This window comes from Micrococcus flavus (assembly GCF_014204815.1).
Taxonomy (GTDB): domain Bacteria; phylum Actinomycetota; class Actinomycetes; order Actinomycetales; family Micrococcaceae; genus Micrococcus; species Micrococcus flavus.
The window spans coordinates 909,762-928,335 of sequence record NZ_JACHMC010000001.1 but is presented as its reverse complement, the minus strand read 5'-3'; the positions used below and the strand labels follow the sequence as shown (position 1 = coordinate 928,335).

The following is an 18,574-nucleotide window of genomic DNA, read 5'->3' as shown; positions in this document are numbered from 1 at the left end:
GGACGAGAGACCGCCATGCCGCACATCCCCGCCGCCCCCGCCGCCCTCCCCCCGCACGAGCAGCTGCCCGGCTGGGACGCCGCCTGGTCCCGTCTCGTCACCGTCCGCTCCGCCGCGGACCCGGACGGCGTCTCCCGCACCCTGCACGTGGCCGACACCGGGCCCCTCCTGGACGCGCTCGGCGCGGACGTGGTGGGCACCATCGTGGCCGTCCACGGCAACCCGACGTGGTCCTACCTGTGGCGCTCGCTGCTGACCGAGACGGTCCGCCGCGCCCGCCGCGGGCAGCAGGCCTGGCGCGTGGTGGCCCCCGACCAGCTGGACATGGGCTTCTCCGAACGCCTCGAGCACCCGGCGAACCCGACGCCGTCGGAGATGGGCCGGGCGCGCAGCACATACCGCGCGCTCCGGGACCGCGTGGACGACCTCGAGGCCCTGCTGGCCGAGCTCGGGATCACCGCCCAGGCGGAGGCCGGGCACCCGGTCATCACCCTCGGCCACGACTGGGGCGGCGTGGTCTCCCTCGGCTGGGCCGGCCGTCACCGCGACGTCGTGGCGGGGGTGAGCACCCTCAACACCGCGGTGCACCAGCCCCCGCAGGCCTCCCTGCCCGCGCCCCTGCAGGCGGCGCTGGCCGGTCCGGTCCTGCCGGCCTCCACGGTGGCCACCGATGCGTTCATCGCCGTCACCACCTCGCTGGCGAAGCCGTCCCTGGCACCCGAGGTGCGCGCCGCCTACCATCTTCCCTACCCGGACGCGGCCCGCCGCGGCGGCGTCGGCGGGTTCGTGGCCGACATCCCGGCCGACCCCGCCCACGGCAGCCACGCCGAGCTCACGCGCGTGTCCGACGGCGTCAGTGCGCTCGGCGCGGCCGGCGTGCCGGCGCTGATCCAGTGGGGCGCCGACGACCCCGTCTTCCTGGACCGCTACCTGGACGACCTCCGCGACCGCCTCCCGGCCGCCCGCGTCCACCGCTACGAGGAGGCCGGGCACCTGCTGATCGACGACCGCGACGTCGTCACCCCCCTGCTGACCTGGGCGCAGCTGCTCATCGCCGGCCAGCTGGACGATCCGGCCTCGGGCCTGCCCGGACCCCGGCCCCACGCCGACGACGACGCCCCCACCACCTCCTCCCACCCGGTGCTCGGCGTCACGGGACGCGCGGTGGAGCTCGAGCTCGCCGACGCGGACTCGGACGCGGACCGCGGCGACGGGGCGACGGCCCCGGCCGCCGGCGGCGTGCCGCGGCTGTGGGACCGGCTCGAGGACTGGGGCGCCCCCGGGTCCGCGATGCGCGAGTACACCGCGCTCGTGGACATGGCCGGCGCCGCGTCCTCGCGCGCCCTCGTGGGCGCCCGACGGCGTCCCGTCGCCGTCGGCTGGGGCGAGTTCCAGGAGACCGTCTCGGCGATGGCCACGGGCCTGTGGGAGGCGGGCATGCGCCCCGGCGACCGTGTCTCCATGCTCGTGCCGCCGGGCCGTGACCTCTCCGCGGCGCTGTACGCGGTCCTGCGTGTGGGCGGCGTCGCCGTCGTCGCGGACCAGGGCCTGGGCATCACCGGGATGACCCGCGCCATGAAGTCGGCCCGGCCCCGCTGGATCATCGGGCAGACCCCGGGCCTGACCCTGGCCCGTGCGCAGTCCTGGCCGGGCACCCGCATCTCCGTGGCCACCCTGGCCGCGCCCCAGCGGACGCTGCTGGACGTCTCCGACTCGCTGTACGCCATGGTCGAGCGCCACCGGGACCCCGCCGCGTCGGGGCCGCGCGACGCCGCCGGCGCACCCCTGGCCGAGCCGGCCCTCGCCGCGGACGCTGCCGTCCTGTTCACCTCCGGCTCCACCGGCCCGGCCAAGGGCGTGGTCTACACCCATGAGCGCCTCGGCCGGCTCGTCCAGATGATCGGCCGGACCCTCGACATCCGCCCCGGCGCGTCGCTGCTGGCCGGCTTCGCACCGTTCGCCCTGCTGGGCCCGGCCCTGGGGGCGGTCTCGGTCACCCCCGTCATGGACGTCACCAAGCCGGCCACGCTCACCGCCTCCGCGCTGGCGGACGCCGCGATCGCCGGGCAGTCCTCCGTGATGTTCGCCTCTCCCGCGGCCCTGGCCAACGTGGTCCAGACCGCCGGGGACCTGACCCGTGAGCAGCGCGCCGCCCTGGCCGGGGTGCGCCAGCTGCTCTCCGCGGGCGCCCCGGTGCACCCTGCCCTGCTGCGGCAGCTCTCGGCTGTCCTGCCGCACGCGGAGGTCCACACCCCCTACGGCATGACCGAGGGCCTGCTGCTCTCCGACATCGACGGGGAGGAGATCCAGCGGCTGCGCCGCGCCCCGGACGCCGGGGTGTGCGTGGGCCGGCCGCTGCCCGGCGTCGAGTTCCGGATCGCCCCGCTGCTGGAGGACGGCACCGCCGAGGAGGTCACCCTCGACGCCGCCACCGGGCACGGCGTGCTCGGCGAGTTCGTGGTCTCCGCGCCGCACCTGAAGGACCGCTACGACGCCCTGTGGGCCACGGACCAGCAGTCCAAGCGCGACGGGCTCGTCCGCCGCGACGGACGCGTGTGGCACCGCACCGCGGACGTCGGCCACTTCGACGCCGAGGGACGCGTGTGGATCGAGGGGCGGCTCCAGCACGTGCTCACCACCCCGGACGGCCCGCTGGCCCCGGGCGGTCCCGAACGGATCGTGGACGCTCTCGGCCCCGTGCGCCGCAGCGCCGTGGTCGGCACGGGCCCCGCCGGGACCCAGGCGGTCGTCGTCGTGGTGGAGGCCGCCGTGCCGGCCAACCGCCCCGCGCGCCGCGCCGGCCACCATCGCGACGGCCGGCCCAAGCAGGGGCTCGCCCCCACCGCGCTGGCCGCCTCGGTGCGCGCGGCCCTGGACCCGCTGCCGGTCGCGGCGGTGCTCGTGGCGGACGAGGTGCCCACCGACATCCGGCACAACTCGAAGATCGACCGTCCGCGCGTGGCCCGCTGGGCCACGGACGTGCTGGCCGGCGGATCGGTGGGCGGGCTGTGAGCGGCATGGGCATCGAGATCCACGTCGACGACGACGGCCTGCCGCAGCTCGTGGAGCGCGTGGTCAGCCGACGCGCCCTCGTGACCGGGGCCTCCGGACTGCTGGGCGCGGGCACCGCCCGCGTGCTGGCCGAGTCCGGCACGGAGGTGACGACGCTCCAGCGCCGGCCCTCGGGCGTGCCGGGCGTGCGGGACGTCCTGGGCTCCGTGACGGACCCCGCGGCCGTGGAGGACGCCCTCGAGAGCGTGGACACCGTGGTGCACGTGGCCGCGAAGGTCTCGATGTCCGGACCCGAGGAGGAGTTCCGCGCGGTCAACGTGGAGGGCACGCGGATCCTCGTGCACGCCGCGCGCCGCCGGGGGGTGCGCCGGTTCGTCCACATCTCCTCCCCCTCCGTCGCCCACGCGGGCTCCTCCATCGTCGGCGAGGGGGCGGGCCCGGCCGACCCGGAGCGCGCCCGCGGCCCGTACGCGCGCACCAAGGCCGCCGGGGAGCTGATCGCCCTGGAGGCGGACACCGAGGACTTCCGGGTGCTGGTCCTGCGCCCCCATCTGATGTGGGGACCCGGAGACCTGCAGCTCACCGACCGGATCGTCCAGCGCTCCCGCGAGGGCCGCATGCCCGTGCTGGGCACGGGCGCGCCCCTGATCGACACGCTCTACACGGGCAACGCGGTGGAGGCCGTGGTGGCCGCCGTCGCGGCCGTGGACCACACCCACGGCGAGGCGCTCGTGGTGACCAACGGCGAGCCCCGCCCCGTGGGCGAGCTCGTGCGCGGCATCGCGCTGGCCGGTGGGGCCCCCGAGCCCGAGCGCACCGTGCCCGCGGGCCTGGCCCGCCGCGCCGGCGCCCTGATCGAGAGGGTGTGGGAGCGGGACCTGTTCCGGGTGCGCTCGGCGGGCATCGGCTCGGCCGACGGCGAGCCGCCCCTCACCGAGTTCCTCGCCGAGCAGCTCTCCACGGCGCACTGGTTCGACCAGCGCCGCACCCGCGAGGTGCTCGAGTGGACCCCCACCGTGTCGATCGACGAGGGTCTGCACCGCCTGGCGGCGTACTACCGCGACCGGTGAGCCGGACCGCCGGGCCCGTCCCGCCCCGTCCCCCGTCAGCCGAGGGGGACGATCTCCGGTGCGGGCTGGGGCCGGCGCGTCATGCACCGGGAGACGATCGTCTGGTTCGCGACGGCGACCACGATGCCGAGCCCGGAGGCGCTGAGGACGAGCGGGACGGTCTCCGTGATGCCGGTGATGAAGACCCAGGGGATCTGGAACATCCCGAAGACGTTCACGGCGAACCAGGAGCCCTGCCCCTCGCCGGTGTAGAACACGGTCCGGCGGGCCTTGTCCTGGTCCACGACGAACCGCAGCCCTGCCATGCAGAGGAGGCCGAGGGCCAGGAGACCGGCGACGGCGCCGACCGCCACCCAGTCGGGGAGCCGCGCGTGCAGGCTCCAGACGACCGCGGCCATCCCGAAGGCCATCCCGACGCCGGCCGCACGCCAGGCGGGCGCGTCCACCCGGGGCGGGGTGTCCGCGGGCCGGGCCGAGGCTGCCGAGCCGGCGTCGACCACGGCGGCATGTGCGGTGTCCTGGCTGCCGGTGTCCATGGCCCGACCCTAGCAAGCCCCGCCGGGCGTCCCCGGGGACGCCCGAGGACGCTCAGGCGTCGATCCGCTCCCGGTCCAGCTCGTCCGCATGGGACACGATGAACGCCTTGCGCGGGGCCACTGCGGAGCCCATGAGCAGCTCGAACACCTTCTCCGCGGCCTCCACCTCGGAGATGGTCACGCGCCGGAGCATGCGGTGCCGCGGGTCCATGGTGGTCTCCGCCAGCTGGTCCGCGTCCATCTCGCCCAGACCCTTGTACCGCTGGATGGGCTCCTTGTAGGAGCGCCCCTCGGCCTCGAGGCGCGCCAGCGTGGCGTGCAGCTCCTGCTCGGAGTAGGTGTAGACGACCTCCCGCTCCTTCCTCCCGCGGGTCACCGCCTCGATGCGGTGCAGCGGGGGCACGGCGGCGTACACGCGGCCCGCCTCCACCATGGGGCGCATGTAGCGGAAGAACAGCGTGAGCAGCAGGGTGCGGATGTGGGCGCCGTCCACGTCGGCGTCCGTCATGAGGATGACCTTGCCGTAGCGGGCGGCGTCCAGGTCGAAGCTGCGCCCGGCGCCGCCGCCGACCACCTGGATCAGGGCGGCGCACTCGGCGTTGGAGAGGATGTCCGAGACGGAGGCCTTCTGGACGTTGAGGATCTTGCCGCGGATGGGCAGCAGCGCCTGGAAGTCCGACGACCGGGCCAGCTTGGCGGTGCCCAGGGCGGAGTCGCCCTCGACGATGAACAGCTCGGAGGAAGCGACGTCGTCGGTCCGGCAGTCGGCCAGCTTGGCGGGCATGGTGGAGGTCTCCAGCGCGTTCTTGCGGCGCTGGTTCTCCTTGTGGGTGCGCGCCGAGATGCGGGACTTCATCTCCGCCACGACCTTCTCCAGCAGCACCGCGACCTGCTGCTTCTGCGCGCGGGCCGTGGCCGTCAGCCGCGCGGTGAGCTCCTTCTCCACCACCTGCGCCACGATGCGCCGCACCGCCGGGGTGCCGAGGATCTCCTTGGTCTGGCCCTCGAACTGCGGCTCCGCCAGGCGGACGGTCAGCACGGCGGTCATGCCGGCGAGGACGTCGTCCTTGTCCGGGCGGTCCGAGCCGGCCTTGAGGCGCCGCGCCCCGGCCTCCACCTGGGCGCGGAAGACCTTCAGCAGGGCCGACTCGAACCCGGACTGGTGGGTGCCGCCCTTGGGGGTGGCGATGATGTTGACGAACGGGCGCAGGACGGTCTCGTAGCCGACGTCCCAGCGCAGGGCGACGTCCACCTCGCAGGTGCGCTTGACCTCCTGCATCTGGGTGCGCCCGTCCTCCCCCAGCACGGGCACGCGCTCGGTGAAGGTGCCCGAGCCCTGCAGCCGCCACACGTCCGTGACGGGCGCGGCGGGGGTGAGGTGCTCGACGAACTCCGCGATGCCGCCGTCGTACTGGTAGACCTCCTCGGCGGGGCCCGACTCCCCCGGCGTGCCGGGCAGGCGGCGCAGGTCCCGGACGGTGATCCGCAGCCCGGGGATCAGGTACGCCGTCTGCCGGGCGCGGGCCTGGAGGTCCTGCGCGGAGAACCGCGCGTCCGGGGTGAAGATCTGCTCGTCCGCCCAGTACCGCACCCGCGTGCCGGTCTGTCCGCGCTTGGCCCTGCCCACCACCTCGAGCGGGGCGGCCTCCTCGGCGGGGACGAAGGGCGCCTCCGGCGTGGGCCGGGACCCGTCCTCGAACCGCCCGGGCTCGCCGCGGCGGAAGGAGAGGCGATGCACCTTGCCCCCTCGCATGACCTCCACGTCCAGGCGAGAGGACAGGGCGTTGACCACGGACGCGCCCACGCCGTGCAGGCCGCCGGAGGCCGCGTAGGAGCCGCCGCCGAACTTCCCGCCGGCGTGGAGCTTGGTGAACACCACCTCGACGCCGGTCAGCCCGGTCCGCGGCTCGACGTCCACCGGGATGCCGCGCCCGTTGTCCGCGACCTCGACGGAACCGTCCGGGTGCAGGGTGACCTCGATCGACTGGCCGTGGCCGGCGAGCGCCTCGTCGACGGAGTTGTCGATGATCTCCCAGAGGCAGTGCATGAGGCCGCGGGAGTCGGTGGAGCCGATGTACATGCCCGGGCGCTTGCGCACGGCCTCGAGCCCCTCCAGGACGGAGAGATGGCGGGCGGAGTACTCGGAGGCGGCGGGCACGGGGGACGGATCCTTCCAGGGGGCGGCGGGCGTCCGACCAGACTACTCCGGGCCCCGGACACGACAGCGGGGGGCGGGCGGTCCCCCAGGACGGCGCAGGGGGGCGCATACGCGGGTGGCGAAACCGCCGCTCCCCGGCGCCCTGCCGGGAAGCACCGGTGCCATGCTGGCCGTTCCAGGGGACACGAGGCGCAGGAGCCGCGCTGCCCTGCCCCCCACCGACCCGACAGATCAGGAGGACAGCATGTCCATCACCGCCGTGGCCGAACCGGCCGCCCTCACCCTCTCCGACCGCTGCGACCGCTGCGGGGCCCAGGCCTTCGTGCGCGCGATCCTGCCCTCCGGCGGCGAGCTGCTGTTCTGCGGCCACCACGCCCGCGCCGTGGAGGACGCGCTGCGTCCCCAGGCCAGCGTGTGGCAGGACCAGACCGAGGACCTGCACGCCCGCCCCGAGCCGGCGGACGACTGACCCGCCTCGACACCACGACGGCCCGTCGCCTCCCCCGGGGAGGCGGCGGGCCGTCGTCGTGGGCCGCCCGGACTCAGTCTAGGTAGTCCCGGAGGACCTGGGACCGGGACGGGTGGCGCAGCTTGGACATGGTCTTGGACTCGATCTGACGGATGCGCTCGCGCGTCACGCCGTAGACCTTGCCGATCTCGTCGAGCGTCTTGGGCTGGCCGTCCGTGAGGCCGAAGCGCATGGCCACGACGCCGGCCTCGCGCTCGGAGAGCGTGTCCAGCACCGAGTGCAGCTGCTCCTGCAGGAGCGTGAAGGACACGGCGTCGGCCGGGACGACGGCCTCGGAGTCCTCGATGAGGTCGCCGAACTCGGAGTCGCCGTCCTCGCCCAGCGGGGTGTGCAGGGAGATGGGCTCGCGGCCGTACTTCTGCACCTCCACGACCTTCTCCGGGGTCATGTCCAGCTCCTTGGCCAGTTCCTCCGGGGTGGGCTCGCGGCCCAGGTCCTGGAGCATCTGCCGCTGGACGCGGGCGAGCTTGTTGATCACCTCGACCATGTGCACCGGGATGCGGATGGTACGGGCCTGGTCCGCCATGGCGCGGGTGATGGCCTGGCGGATCCACCAGGTGGCGTAGGTGGAGAACTTGAAACCCTTGGTGTAGTCGAACTTCTCCACGGCGCGGATGAGGCCGAGGTTGCCCTCCTGGATGAGGTCCAGGAACAGCATGCCGCGGCCGGTGTACCGCTTGGCCAGGGAGACGACGAGGCGCAGGTTGGCCTCGAGCAGGTGGTTCTTCGCCCGGCGGCCGTCGGCGATGATCAGCTCGACGTCGCGGCGCAGGCGGTAGTCCTCCGGGGGGTTCTCGGCGAAGTGGTGCTCGGCGTAGAGGCCGGCCTCGATCCGCATGGCGAGGTCCACCTCCTGCTCCGCGTTCAGCAGGGCGACCTTGCCGATCTGCTTGAGGTAGTCCTTCACCGGATCGGCGGTGGCGCCGGCCACCACGACCTGCTGGACCGGGGCGTCGTCCTCCGAGTTGTCCATCACGAAGGCGCCCTTCGTGGCCGCCTTCCCGAACACGGTCTCGCCGGTGACGGCCTCCTCGACGACGGCGGGGGCCTCCGCCGCGTCCGAGCCGTCCGCGTCGTCGTCGTCCGAGTCCTGGGACGCCGCCTCGACGGCGTCGTCGGTCACGAGGCGCTCCTCGTCCCGGGGCAGCGGCTGTTCCTCCGGCTCCGCGGCGGCCTTCGCGGCCGACGACGTCGTGGCCGCGGCCTTCTCGGCCGCGGCCTTGGTGGCGGGCTTCTTGGTCGCGGGCTTCTTGGCGGCGGTCTTCCTCGTCGCGGTCGTCGGGGTCTTCTTGGCGGCGGGCTTCTTGGCCGCCGCCGTCTTCTTCGGGGCCGTCCCGGTGGACTTCTCGGCCGCGGCGGTGCTCCGTGCGGATCCCGACGCGGTGCCCGTGCGGACGTCCTTCTCGTCGTTGGTCGTCGACGTGGTCACTCGTGGCCTTTCCCTCGGGTCCGCACCCGGACGGCGCGGAACACTGCAGTGCAACTAGGTGTGACCCTGTCAAGTCCGCGCACCGGGCCACGGCTGATGCCGGGGCCCGCACGGATGCCAGGGTCTTACGTGCTCGCAACACCGCGTCCCCGGGGTCTATTCCAGGCTGCCGAGGAGTCGGACGCGACCGCCGGGGGCGGTCCACGTCGAGCCCCGTCATCCTCCCACGGGCCCCGCCTCAGGGCCGCCAGCACCGCCGCGGGTCGGCGGCCCACTCGCACACGACGCCGGACCCCACCAGGCGCTCGAGCACCCTCCCCAGGCCGTCCGGCGCCGCGAGCCCGGCGGCCGCCTCGAGGTGGGCGCCCGCAGCGGAGCCCTCGCCCCGGGCCCACGCCACCCAGGCGGCGAGCGTCAGCGCCTGCGCGGCGTGTCGGGCCGGGGCGTGGACGGAGAGCCCCCGGAGCCGGCTCCACAGGACGTCCAGCCGGCGCCAGTCGGGCGCCTGCGCCGCCCGGCCCGTCAGCACGGCGGCCCGCACGACGGGATCCGCCGGTCTGGCACCCGGGGAGGATGCGGCGTGCAGCAGGAGGGCGTCGCGCCAGGTCGCCCGCACGAGCGGCCCGCCCAGCCACGCGTCCGAGGGGGCCGGCGCGGCGGCTGAGGTCCGCCCCTCGGTCAGGACGTGGTCCCAGGCCTCGAGCCAACCCGCGAGGGACCCGGACGCGGGGGCGCCGGACACCGGGGTGCACCTCTTCCACTCGGCAGCCGCGGCCGGACCGGGCGGCCGGTGCCGGGGCACGTGCACGTGCTCGGACCGCAGCCCCCAGACGGAGCCCCGGCCGATCAGGTGCAGGGACAGCTCCGAGGCGCCCGGGTCGACGGCCACGGCGACCCCGCCGTCCGCTCCCCCGGGGTCGCGGCCCGCGGGCCCCCACCACGGATGGGCGAGTCCCGTGCGCACGGTCCAGCCCTCCCGCAAGGGTCGACCCCGGACGGCCAGGGCCGCCGCCAGCGGGTCGAGCCATGCCGGTGCCGCCGCCCGGCCGGGCAGCCGCGGACCGTCCTCCGCGAGCGCGAGGGCCACGGCTGCGTCCGCGGACCGGTCACGGGTCAGCACCTCGGCCACGGCCGCCGCCCACCGCTCCCCGGCCGGTCCCTCGCCCGCGCCCGGGGGCGGCAGGTCCACCCGCACCACGGCGCCCAGCACGGTGCCGTGGAGGGCGACCAGGACGAGCGAGCCCGGCCGCAGCGCTCCGAGGACGTGCCCGGCGTAGCCGAGGAGGTCGTCCACGCCCCGCGCGCGCAACGTCGGCGGCGGGGGGCCGGCCGCGGGGTCGTCGACGGAGCGCGGGCCGTGCGGCGGGAGGGAGGCGGTCGGTCCGGGAAGCTGGTCCATGCCTCCGAGCCTGCGCGCGCGACGGCCCGGTGGGCTCCTCAGTCCGCCCGGTCCGTGGACGGGTCGGGCGCGTCGTCGTCCTGTGCAGGAGGGGTCGGCCCGGTCCCGTGCGTGCGGGGGTGCACCGACTCGTCGCGACGGGCCAGGTACTCCTCCACCGCGGAGGCGATCTCCTCCCCGTCGGGCAGCCCCTCCGCGGACTCCAGCAGGGAGCGCTCCTGCTCCTCCGCGTTCTGGTCGTGGTTCTTCTCCAGGCCTGCGATCATCTGCTGGACCTCCGGGGAGGCCGTCACCTGGCGCTCGATCTCCGCCTCCACCTCGCGTGCGGCGTCGCGCAGCTCGTCCGTCGGCATCATCAGGCCCATCGCGGCCCCCACGTACTCGAGCGCCGCCACGGCGCCGGGCGGATAGGCGGCCTCGGCCACGTAGTGCGGCACGTGGACCGTGTACCCCGCGGTGGCCAGGCCCGCCTCGCCCGCGCGCAGCTCGAGCATCTGGAGGGCGCCCGCGACGACGTCGGCCTCCGGACTCCAGGTGGACAGGCCCTCGAGGGCGTCCGTGCGCGTGCCGTGGGTGGTCACCCCCACCCGCCGCGTGTGCGGCACCGGCAGCGGGGCGGCGTCCACGAACGTGACCGTGTCCACCCCCCACTCCCGGGCGAGCCCCAGGACCGCCGCCGTGAACCGCTGCCACTGCAGGTCCGGCTCGGGTCCGGACAGCAGCAGGAACGGCCGGCCCAGGAGGTCCTCCACGAGGTCCACCGTCAGGGCGGGCAGCCGCAGGTCGGTGTACCGGTCGTGCTCGAACCGCACCCGCGGACGCCGGGCCCGGTAGTCGTGCAGCTGGTCCAGGTCGAACGAGGCCACGGTCCGGTGGGTCAGGTGCTCCCGCAGGGCGGAGCGCAGCTGCCGGCCGACGTGGCCGGCGTCGAGGTGGCCCGTGAGCGTGACCAGCAGGCCGAGGCCCGCGGGCACGGCGTCCTCGCCGTCGTCACGGGTGTAGAGCTGCGTGGGATCCAGCACGAGTGCCGCCTTCCGGTGGTCCTGTCCCCCGGCGGAGGCCGACGGGTCGTCCCGGGTCAACCCTGCAGACCGGCCCCCCTATTCCATGCCGCCCCGGTCTGCCGTCCCCGGGGGCGGGCTGGCTAGGATGACGCGGGACGCGCCCGTCCGCCCCCGCGCGGCCGACGCAGCCCCAGCCCCCGCCATGGAAGGATCCCCGTGATCTCGAAGGACCGCCCCTCGCTGACCCCCCGAGCCCTGGAGGAGGTCACCGCACCGGCGGTCATCGTCGGCGTCGGCGCCGGGCCCGACGGCCCCGTGCTCCTGACCGACGCCCTGCCGCAGGACGCGGCCTCCGCCCTGGAGGAGTCCTTCGAGCTGCTGGGCGTGCGCGCGCGCGCCGACGAGGTGCACCGCCTGCCCGGCCTCGCCGGCTCGCGCTGGCCGCTGCTCGTCCTCGTGGGCGTGGGCGAGCTGGACGACGACGGCGCCGCCGGTCTCGAGGCCCTGCGCCACGCCGCCGGCGCGGCCGTGCGCTCCCTCGCCGGGACCGAGGCCGTCGCCCTGGCCCTGCCCGCCGACACGCCCGAGCGCCTCGCCGCGGTCGCCGAGGGCGCGACCCTGGGCGCCTACACGTTCACGGCGCTCAAGTCCGAGGCCGCCCGCGAGGCCGCCTCCTCGTCCGCACCGGTCTCCCGCATCGAGGTCGTCACGACCGTCGGGGAGGAGGCGGCCTCCCCGGTCCTGGCGCGCGCCGCCGTCGTCGGTGACGCCGTCTGCGCCGTGCGCGACCTCGTCAACACCGCCCCGTCCCACCTGTACCCCGCCTCCTTCGCGGACGCGGTGCGCGAGGAGCTGGCCGGCTCGGACGTGCGCGTGCAGGTCTGGGACGAGGACGCGCTCGCCGCCGAGGGCTTCGGCGGCATCCTGGCGATCGGCCAGGGCTCGTCGCGGCCGCCCCGCCTCGTGCGGATCGAGCACGCCCCGGCCGACGCGCGGACGCACATCGCCCTCGTGGGCAAGGGCATCACGTTCGACACGGGCGGCATCTCCCTCAAGCCCGCCGCGTCCATGATGACCATGAAGTCGGACATGGCCGGGGCCGCCACGGTGTTCGCCGTCGTGCGCGCCGCCGCCGAGCTCGGCCTGCCCGTGAAGGTCACCGGCTGGCTCGCCCTGGCCGAGAACATGCCCTCGCACACCGCCATCCGCCCCTCGGACGTGATCACCATGTACGGCGGCAAGACGGTCGAGGTGATGAACACCGACGCCGAGGGCCGCGTGGTCATGGCCGACGCCCTCGTGGCCGCCACGGACGAGCGCCCCGACGCCGTCCTCGACATCGCGACGCTCACCGGCGCCCAGCTGGTGGCCCTGGGCGTGCGACACGCCGGCGTGATGGGCGACGAGGCCCTGCGCGACGAGGTCGTGGCCGCCGCCGAGGCGGCCGGCGAGCTCGCCTGGGCCATGCCGATCCCTGAGCAGCTGCGCCCCTCCCTGGACTCCCGCGTGGCGGACATCTCCAACATGGGCGAGCGGTTCGGCGGCATGATGACCGCCGCCGCGTTCCTGCGCGAGTTCGTCGACGCCGGCCGCGCCGAGGACGAGCGCGCCGCCGCGCCGACCCCCTGGGCGCACCTCGACATCGCCGGCCCCTCGTTCAACGAGTCCTCCGCCTACGGCTACACCCCCCGCGACGCGACCGGCGTGATGGTGCGCACCCTCATGGGCCTCATCGCCGGACGTGCCGGGTAAGGTGAACGGACGACGCCGCTGATCGACGCGGCCCGGCCGATCCCGGGCCGACGTCGGCGCGGCGGACCCCATCGACGACTCCCTCCCACCCGACACCAAGGAGCATCACCGTGGCCGATTCGGCAACCGCTCAGGAATTCGACGTCCTCGTCCTCGGCGGGGGCTCCGCCGGGTACGCCGCCGCGCTGCGCGCCGTGCAGTATGGCATGACCGTGGGCCTCATCGAGAAGGCCAAGCTCGGCGGCACCTGCCTCCACTGGGGGTGCATCCCCACCAAGGCCTACCTCCACGCCGCCGAGGTGGCGGACGAGACCCGCCACGCCGAGAAGTTCGGCGTGAACGCGACCCTGGACTCCGTGGACATGGCCAAGGTGCGCGAGTACAAGGACGGCATCGTCGCCGGCAAGCACAAGGGTCTGACCGGCCTCATGAAGATGAAGAAGGTCCAGGTCATCGAGGGCGAGGGCAAGCTCGTCTCCCAGGACGAGATCGAGGTCGACGGCACCCGCTACAAGGGCAAGAACATCGTCCTGGCCTCCGGCTCGGTGTCCAAGACCATGGGTCTGCCGATCTCCAAGAAGATCATGACCTCCACGGAGGCGCTCGAGCTGGACTACACCCCCAAGTCCGCCATCGTGCTCGGCGGCGGCGTCATCGGCTCCGAGTTCGCCTCGCTGTGGAACTCCTTCGGCGTCGAGGTGACCATCATCGAGGGCCTGAACAACCTCGTGGCGAACGAGGACCCCTCGATCATCAAGGTGGTCGAGCGCGAGTTCAAGAAGAAGGGCATCACGTCCAACCTCGGCACCTTCTTCGAGAAGGTCGAGGAGACCGACTCGGGCGTCAAGGTGACCCTGGCCGACGGCAAGGAGTTCGAGGCCGAGATCTGCCTCGTGGCCGTGGGTCGCGGACCGAACACCGAGGGCCTCGGCTACGAGGAGCAGGGCATCACCCTCGACCGCGGCTTCGTGATCACGGACGAGCGCCTCCACACCGGCGTCGGCAACATCTACGCCGTCGGCGACATCGTCCCGGGCCTGCAGCTGGCCCACCGCGGCTACCAGCAGGGCATCTTCGTGGCCGAGGAGATCGCGGGCAACAACCCCATGGTGGTCGAGGACGTCAACATCCCCAAGGTGACCTTCACCGACCCGGAGATCATGTCCGTGGGCTACTCCCAGCCCAAGGCCGAGGAGAAGTTCGGCAAGGACAACGTCGAGGTCGCCGAGTACAACCTGGCCGGCAACGGCAAGTCCTCCATCCTGGGCACCGGCGGCATCATCAAGATGGTCCGGCAGAAGAACGGCCCGATCGTCGGCGTGCACGGCGTGGGCAAGCGGATCTCGGAGCAGATCGGCGAGGCCCAGCTGATCGTGAATTGGGAGGCCTACCCCGAGGACGTCGCCCAGTTCATCCACGCCCACCCGACGCAGAACGAGTCGCTCGGCGAGGCCGCGATGGCCCTGTTCGGCCACCCCCTGCACGGCTGATCCCCCCAACCATCCCGGGTCCGCGCGTCGGACCCACACCCGACCCCCGGCGAGCGCCCGCGGCGCCGCCACCCGTGAGGAGCATCAGGACATGTCTGAGAAAGTCACCCTGCCCGCCCTCGGTGAGTCCGTCACCGAGGGGACCGTGACCCGCTGGCTCAAGGCGGTCGGCGACGAGGTCGCCGTCGACGAGCCGCTCGTGGAGGTGTCCACCGACAAGGTGGACACCGAGATCCCCTCCCCCGTGGCCGGCGTGCTGCAGGAGATCCTGGCCGAGGAGGACGAGACGATCGAGGTCGGCGCCGCCCTGGCCGTGATCGGCGACGGCGAGGCCTCGGACGACGCCGGCGACGCCCCCGCCGCGGAGTCCGCGGACGAGGACGCGGCCGAGGAGGCCCCCGCCGACGACGAGGATGAGGAGCCCGCCGGCGAGCCCGAGCCGGAGGAGCTGTCCTCCACCGGGTCCGCCGACTCGGACGCCGCCTCCGGCTCCGGGGAGTCCAGCGACGTGACCCTGCCCGCCCTGGGCGAGTCCGTCACCGAGGGCACCGTGACCCGCTGGCTCAAGGCCGTGGGCGACGAGGTCGCCGTGGACGAGCCGCTGCTCGAGGTGTCCACCGACAAGGTCGACACCGAGATCCCCTCCCCCGTGGCCGGCGTGCTGCAGGAGATCCTGGCCGAGGAGGACGAGACCGTCGAGGTCGGCGCCGTCCTCGCCCGCGTGGGCTCCGGCTCCGGCGGCTCCGCCCCGGCCGCCGGCTCCGACGACCGGGAGCCCTCCGCCGAGGAGATCGAGGACGAGGCCACCGAGGCCCCGACCGGCGAGCAGACCGAGGAGGCCGCCCAGGACGCCGGCGAGGTGCTGGCCGACGACGCGCCCGAGGCCAGCGCCTCCGAGGAGTCCTCGAAGGCCGAGTCCGCCGCCCGGGAGTCCGCCGCCCAGGAGTCCGCCGAGACCACGGCCACCGAGCCGGGCCAGGGCTACGTGACCCCGCTGGTGCGCCGCCTGGCCAAGCAGCACGGCGTGGACCTGTCCACCGTGCGCGGCACCGGCGTCGGCGGCCGCATCCGCAAGCAGGACGTGCTGGCCGCCTCGCTGGCCGCCCAGTCCGCCTCCACCGGATCCTCGGATCAGGCTCCGGCCGCGTCCGCCGACGCCGGTCAGGACTCCTCGGCCTCCGCCCCGGCCTCCGCCCCGGCCCCCGCCGCGCCGCGCGGTGAGACCGAGAAGGCCCCGCGCATCCGCCAGGTCATCGCCCAGCGCATGCGCGAGTCCCTGGACCTGTCCACCCAGCTGACCCAGGTGCACGAGGTCGACATGACCCGCATCGTCCAGCTGCGGTCCAAGGCCAAGGGCTCCTTCCAGGAGCAGAACGGCGTCAAGCTGACCTACCTCCCGTTCATCACGCAGGCCGTCACCGAGGCCCTCAAGCAGCACCCCAAGCTCAACGCCTCGTTCTCCGAGGACAACAAGGAGATCACCTACCACGCCACGGAGGACATCGCGATCGCGGTGGACACCGAGCGCGGTCTCCTGGTGCCGGTGATCAAGGACGCGGGCTCGCTGAACCTCGGCGGCATCGCGAAGAGGATCGCCGATGTCGCCGAGCGCACCCGCACCAACAAGATCGGGGCGGACGAGCTCTCCGGCGGCACGTTCTCCATCACGAACATCGGCTCCGTGGGCGCCCTGTTCGACACGCCGATCATCAACCAGCCGCAGGTGGCCATCCTGGGCACGGGTGCGATCGTGAAGCGTCCGATGGTCGTGGCCGACGCCGACGGCAACGACACCATCGCGATCCGCCACATGATGTACCTGTCCCTGACCTACGACCACCGCCTCGTGGACGGCGCGGACGCCGGTCGCTTCCTCCAGTCGCTCAAGCAGCGCCTCGAGGGCGGCGAGTTCGCGGCCGAGCTCGGCCTCTGACGGGGGACTGACGGAGCATGGAGATCCTCCACAGCGTCCTCGTTGCGGTGCACATCGTCGCCGCCGCGGCGATCGTGGGCGGCTGGTTCGCCCACTTCCGGAACCCCACCGTGACCGCCTCGCAGTGGTGGGGGTCGGTGGCGATGATCGTCTCCGGCATCGCCCTCTTCGGCTGGGCCATGACCGGCGAGCCGGACCACATGAAGCTGGGGATCAAGTTCCTCATCGGTGTGATCGTGTTCGTCGCCGCCCTCCTGGGCCGGCGCAGGTCCAACCGGGGCGAGGTCGTGCCCACGGGCCTGGCCCACGCCGTCGGCGGCCTGGGCCTGGTGAACATCCTGGTCGCCACGCTCTGGCAGTGACCGGCTGACCGCCGCCGCACCGCGCGGCACCCACGCCGTGGGCCCCGGGGATCCGTCCCCGGGGCCCACGGCGTCCCCGGGGCCCACGGCGCCTCCGTGTCGGGGACGCCTGGGGACCCGGTGCCCCGCGCCTAGCGGGGGTCGACTCCGTGGACGAGCCAGCGGTCGCCGCCCCGCACCAGCGTCAGCACCACGCCCTCGTCGGATCCGGGCACCTGGTCCACCGGGGCGCCGGCCTCGTCCAGGACGGTGTGCGCGCTGAGGGTCAGGCGCGCTGGGACTCTCAGCCGGTCCGGCCCGGCCGGGGACGCCGCCCCGTCCGCGACCAGCCCCACCGCCAGACCGGAGAAGGCGTAGCCGCCGGCGTCCAGCTCCTCCTGGATGGACCGGTCCCGCCGCCACGCCGGCCCGTCCGCGGCGGCGTAGGCGGAGAGCCGCTCGGGGCGCGGGTCGGCGAGCGCCGCGGTGCGGGCCTCCGCCAGGCCGTCGAGGAGGTCCTGCAGCGCGTCGCCCGCGGGGACGGCCGTCGGTGCCGCCGCCGCAGTCCCCTCCGCCCGTGGCGCGGGGGTCGGGGTCGGGCCGGTCGGGTCGGAGGAGGCGGTCGGGGTCGCCGTCGGCGCGGCCGGCGCGGCGATCCCGGGGGCCTCCGGACCGGGCTCGCCCCGCGAGAGCAGGGCGGCCCCGGAGGCCAAGCCGGCGACGACGACCCCGGCGAGAGCGAGCAGCGCCACCCGTCGCCCCGGCCGCCCGCTCCGGCGGCCACCGTCGGTCCCCACGCGGCCGACCTGCCGGCCGTCCCCCCGGACCGCATCCGCGCTCGTCCGGGCGCGCCTGCTCCCTCCCCGTCGGGGGCGCGCCCCGTGGGCGGCCCCCGCCGCCCGCTCCGGCGGGATGAGGGTGGGCAGCAGATGGGCCACCTCGGGCGGCGCCGAGTCGTGCAGGGGGACCGGCTCCGGCGCGGCGGCGTCGTAGGCGGCCACGGCGGCGTCGGCCGCGCTCGGCCTCCGCGCGGGGTCGGGGTCCAGGGCGGCGTCCAGCAGCAGCGCCAGCTCGACCGGCACGTCCGGGACGAGCACGGGCAGCGGCGCCCGGTGCTCCCGGGCTCCGGGGGCCCGTCCCGTCAGCGCGTACCAGCCCAGAGCGGCCCACGCGTACACGTCCGCGGCGGCGCCGTCGCCGACTCGCGCGCCCTGGTCCCCGTCGCGGCGTTCGGGGGCGAGGAAGCCGGGCGTGCCGCCCCGGCCCCGCGGGCCGCCCACGACGCGCGCGACGCCCAGATCCGACAGCGCCGGACGTCCGTCCACGGCGAACAGGACGTTGCCCGGGGCGACGTCCCCGTGCACGACACCGTGCGCGTGCAGGTGCGCCAGGGCCTGCGCGACGGGCACCAGCACCGTCACCGCCTGTCCTGGCCGCAGCGGCCCGGCGTCCTGGACCATGGACCCGAGGTTCCCCGCGGGCAGCCGCTCGGTGAGCACGCCCGTGCCCCGGTCGGTGGACACGGTCCCCAGCACGCGCAGCAGGTGGGGGTGGTGCAGGTGCCCGTAGGCCTCGGCCTCGGCGGCCACCGCCGCGGGGTCCTCGCCCGCCCGGGCCACCTTCAGCACGGCCTCCTCCCCCTGCGGGGAGCGCACCAGCCACACCTCCGCCTGGGCGCCCTCCCCGATCAGGGCGCGGGCCGTCCAGCCCTCGACCCGCGGCGGCTCCGCGGCGGCCGGAACCGCCGCCGACCCGTCCTCCGGGTCCCATCCGTCCTCCGTGCGCATCCCGGGTCCTCCCCCGCTCCCCGCGCGGGCCGCGTCTCGGCCGGCGCTCCTCGCGTCGTGTCGGCACCAGCCTGCCGCAGGCGCACGGACCACGGGGCGGCCGTCCACAGGCCCGTCGGGGCGGCGACTACAGT

13 protein-coding genes are annotated in these 18,574 nt (G+C 74.9%); 7 read left to right on the top strand and 6 right to left on the bottom strand.

Translation table 11 applies throughout. The annotated features are described in order from the left end of the window. Window positions 1–15 precede the first annotated feature (15 nt). Together BJ976_RS04350 and BJ976_RS04345 are read left to right on the top strand one after the other, a co-directional pair. The gene (locus tag BJ976_RS04350; protein WP_135030236.1) at window positions 16–3,012 is read left to right on the top strand and encodes an alpha/beta fold hydrolase; all 2,997 of its coding nucleotides are present in this window, start codon (window positions 16–18) and stop codon (window positions 3,010–3,012) included. 5 nt (window positions 3,013–3,017) lie between these two features. After that, window positions 3,018–4,082 carry an NAD-dependent epimerase/dehydratase family protein gene (locus BJ976_RS04345; protein ID WP_221419400.1) on the top strand — a complete coding sequence of 355 codons (1,065 nt, stop codon included), beginning with the start codon at window positions 3,018–3,020 and terminating at the stop codon, window positions 4,080–4,082. 35 nt (window positions 4,083–4,117) lie between these two features. Here the strand turns inward: BJ976_RS04345 and BJ976_RS04340 are convergent, their stop codons facing one another. Together BJ976_RS04340 and BJ976_RS04335 are read right to left on the bottom strand one after the other, a co-directional pair. Continuing rightward, entirely contained in the window at window positions 4,118–4,618 is a 501-nt protein-coding gene (locus BJ976_RS04340; RefSeq protein WP_135030234.1) for a hypothetical protein, read from the bottom strand. A 52-nt stretch (window positions 4,619–4,670) separates the two neighbouring features. After that, window positions 4,671–6,776, bottom strand: a complete 2,106-nt coding sequence (locus tag BJ976_RS04335) for a DNA gyrase/topoisomerase IV subunit B (protein WP_135030233.1) — start codon at window positions 6,774–6,776, stop codon at window positions 4,671–4,673. 244 nt (window positions 6,777–7,020) lie between these two features. Here BJ976_RS04335 and BJ976_RS04330 point away from each other — a divergent pair, with 244 nt between their 5' ends. After that, entirely contained in the window at window positions 7,021–7,245 is a 225-nt protein-coding gene (locus BJ976_RS04330; protein WP_135030232.1) for a DUF7455 domain-containing protein, read from the top strand. Between the two features lie 73 nt (window positions 7,246–7,318). On the opposite strand, the gene BJ976_RS04325 is transcribed toward BJ976_RS04330, so the two are convergent. The 3 genes from BJ976_RS04325 to BJ976_RS04315 all read right to left on the bottom strand — a co-directional run bounded on the left by BJ976_RS04325 (window position 7,319) and on the right by BJ976_RS04315 (window position 11,155). Then, entirely contained in the window at window positions 7,319–8,788 is a 1,470-nt protein-coding gene (locus BJ976_RS04325) for an RNA polymerase sigma factor (protein ID WP_221419399.1), read from the bottom strand. A 184-nt stretch (window positions 8,789–8,972) separates the two neighbouring features. After that, window positions 8,973–10,133, bottom strand: a complete 1,161-nt coding sequence (locus tag BJ976_RS04320) for a DUF4192 family protein (protein WP_135030230.1) — start codon at window positions 10,131–10,133, stop codon at window positions 8,973–8,975. Between the two features lie 38 nt (window positions 10,134–10,171). Beyond that, a complete protein-coding gene (locus BJ976_RS04315; protein ID WP_229667031.1) occupies window positions 10,172–11,155 on the bottom strand; it encodes a PAC2 family protein in 984 nt (327 codons plus the stop codon). A gap of 198 nt (window positions 11,156–11,353) precedes the next feature. On the opposite strand from BJ976_RS04315, the gene BJ976_RS04310 reads away from it, so the two are divergent. The 4 genes from BJ976_RS04310 (at window position 11,354) to BJ976_RS04295 (ending at window position 16,674) form a co-directional block, all read left to right on the top strand. Further along, window positions 11,354–12,889, top strand: coding sequence for a leucyl aminopeptidase (locus tag BJ976_RS04310; protein ID WP_135030229.1), 1,536 nt, complete (start codon window positions 11,354–11,356; stop codon window positions 12,887–12,889). A 110-nt stretch (window positions 12,890–12,999) separates the two neighbouring features. Beyond that, complete coding sequence (lpdA, locus tag BJ976_RS04305) at window positions 13,000–14,379, top strand: dihydrolipoyl dehydrogenase (RefSeq protein ID WP_135030228.1); 1,380 nt, start codon at window positions 13,000–13,002, stop codon at window positions 14,377–14,379. A gap of 91 nt (window positions 14,380–14,470) precedes the next feature. Continuing rightward, complete coding sequence (sucB, locus tag BJ976_RS04300; RefSeq protein ID WP_184231824.1) at window positions 14,471–16,312, top strand: 2-oxoglutarate dehydrogenase, E2 component, dihydrolipoamide succinyltransferase; 1,842 nt, start codon at window positions 14,471–14,473, stop codon at window positions 16,310–16,312. A gap of 17 nt (window positions 16,313–16,329) precedes the next feature. Then, on the top strand, window positions 16,330–16,674 hold the full coding sequence (locus BJ976_RS04295; protein ID WP_135030782.1) for a hypothetical protein: 345 nt from the start codon (window positions 16,330–16,332) through the stop codon (window positions 16,672–16,674). A gap of 131 nt (window positions 16,675–16,805) precedes the next feature. On the opposite strand, the gene BJ976_RS04290 is transcribed toward BJ976_RS04295, so the two are convergent. Beyond that, window positions 16,806–18,440: a protein kinase domain-containing protein gene (locus BJ976_RS04290; protein WP_135030783.1), complete on the bottom strand. Its 1,635-nt coding sequence runs from the start codon at window positions 18,438–18,440 to the stop codon at window positions 16,806–16,808. Between the last annotated feature and the right edge of the window lie 134 nt (window positions 18,441–18,574).

Excerpts from the sequence above, each read along its gene's own strand:
- BJ976_RS04350 (WP_135030236.1), top strand. The coding sequence starts at position 16 with ATGCCGCACATCCCCGCCGCCCCCGCCGCCCTCCCCCCGCACGAGCAG.
- sucB (WP_184231824.1), top strand. The coding sequence starts at position 14,471 with ATGTCTGAGAAAGTCACCCTGCCCGCCCTCGGTGAGTCCGTCACCGAG.
- BJ976_RS04320 (WP_135030230.1), bottom strand. The coding sequence starts at position 10,133 with ATGGACCAGCTTCCCGGACCGACCGCCTCCCTCCCGCCGCACGGCCCG.
- BJ976_RS04295 (WP_135030782.1), top strand. The coding sequence starts at position 16,330 with ATGGAGATCCTCCACAGCGTCCTCGTTGCGGTGCACATCGTCGCCGCC.
- BJ976_RS04345 (WP_221419400.1), top strand. The coding sequence starts at position 3,018 with ATGGGCATCGAGATCCACGTCGACGACGACGGCCTGCCGCAGCTCGTG.
- BJ976_RS04330 (WP_135030232.1), top strand. The coding sequence starts at position 7,021 with ATGTCCATCACCGCCGTGGCCGAACCGGCCGCCCTCACCCTCTCCGAC.
- BJ976_RS04340 (WP_135030234.1), bottom strand. The coding sequence starts at position 4,618 with ATGGACACCGGCAGCCAGGACACCGCACATGCCGCCGTGGTCGACGCC.
- BJ976_RS04290 (WP_135030783.1), bottom strand. The coding sequence starts at position 18,440 with ATGCGCACGGAGGACGGATGGGACCCGGAGGACGGGTCGGCGGCGGTT.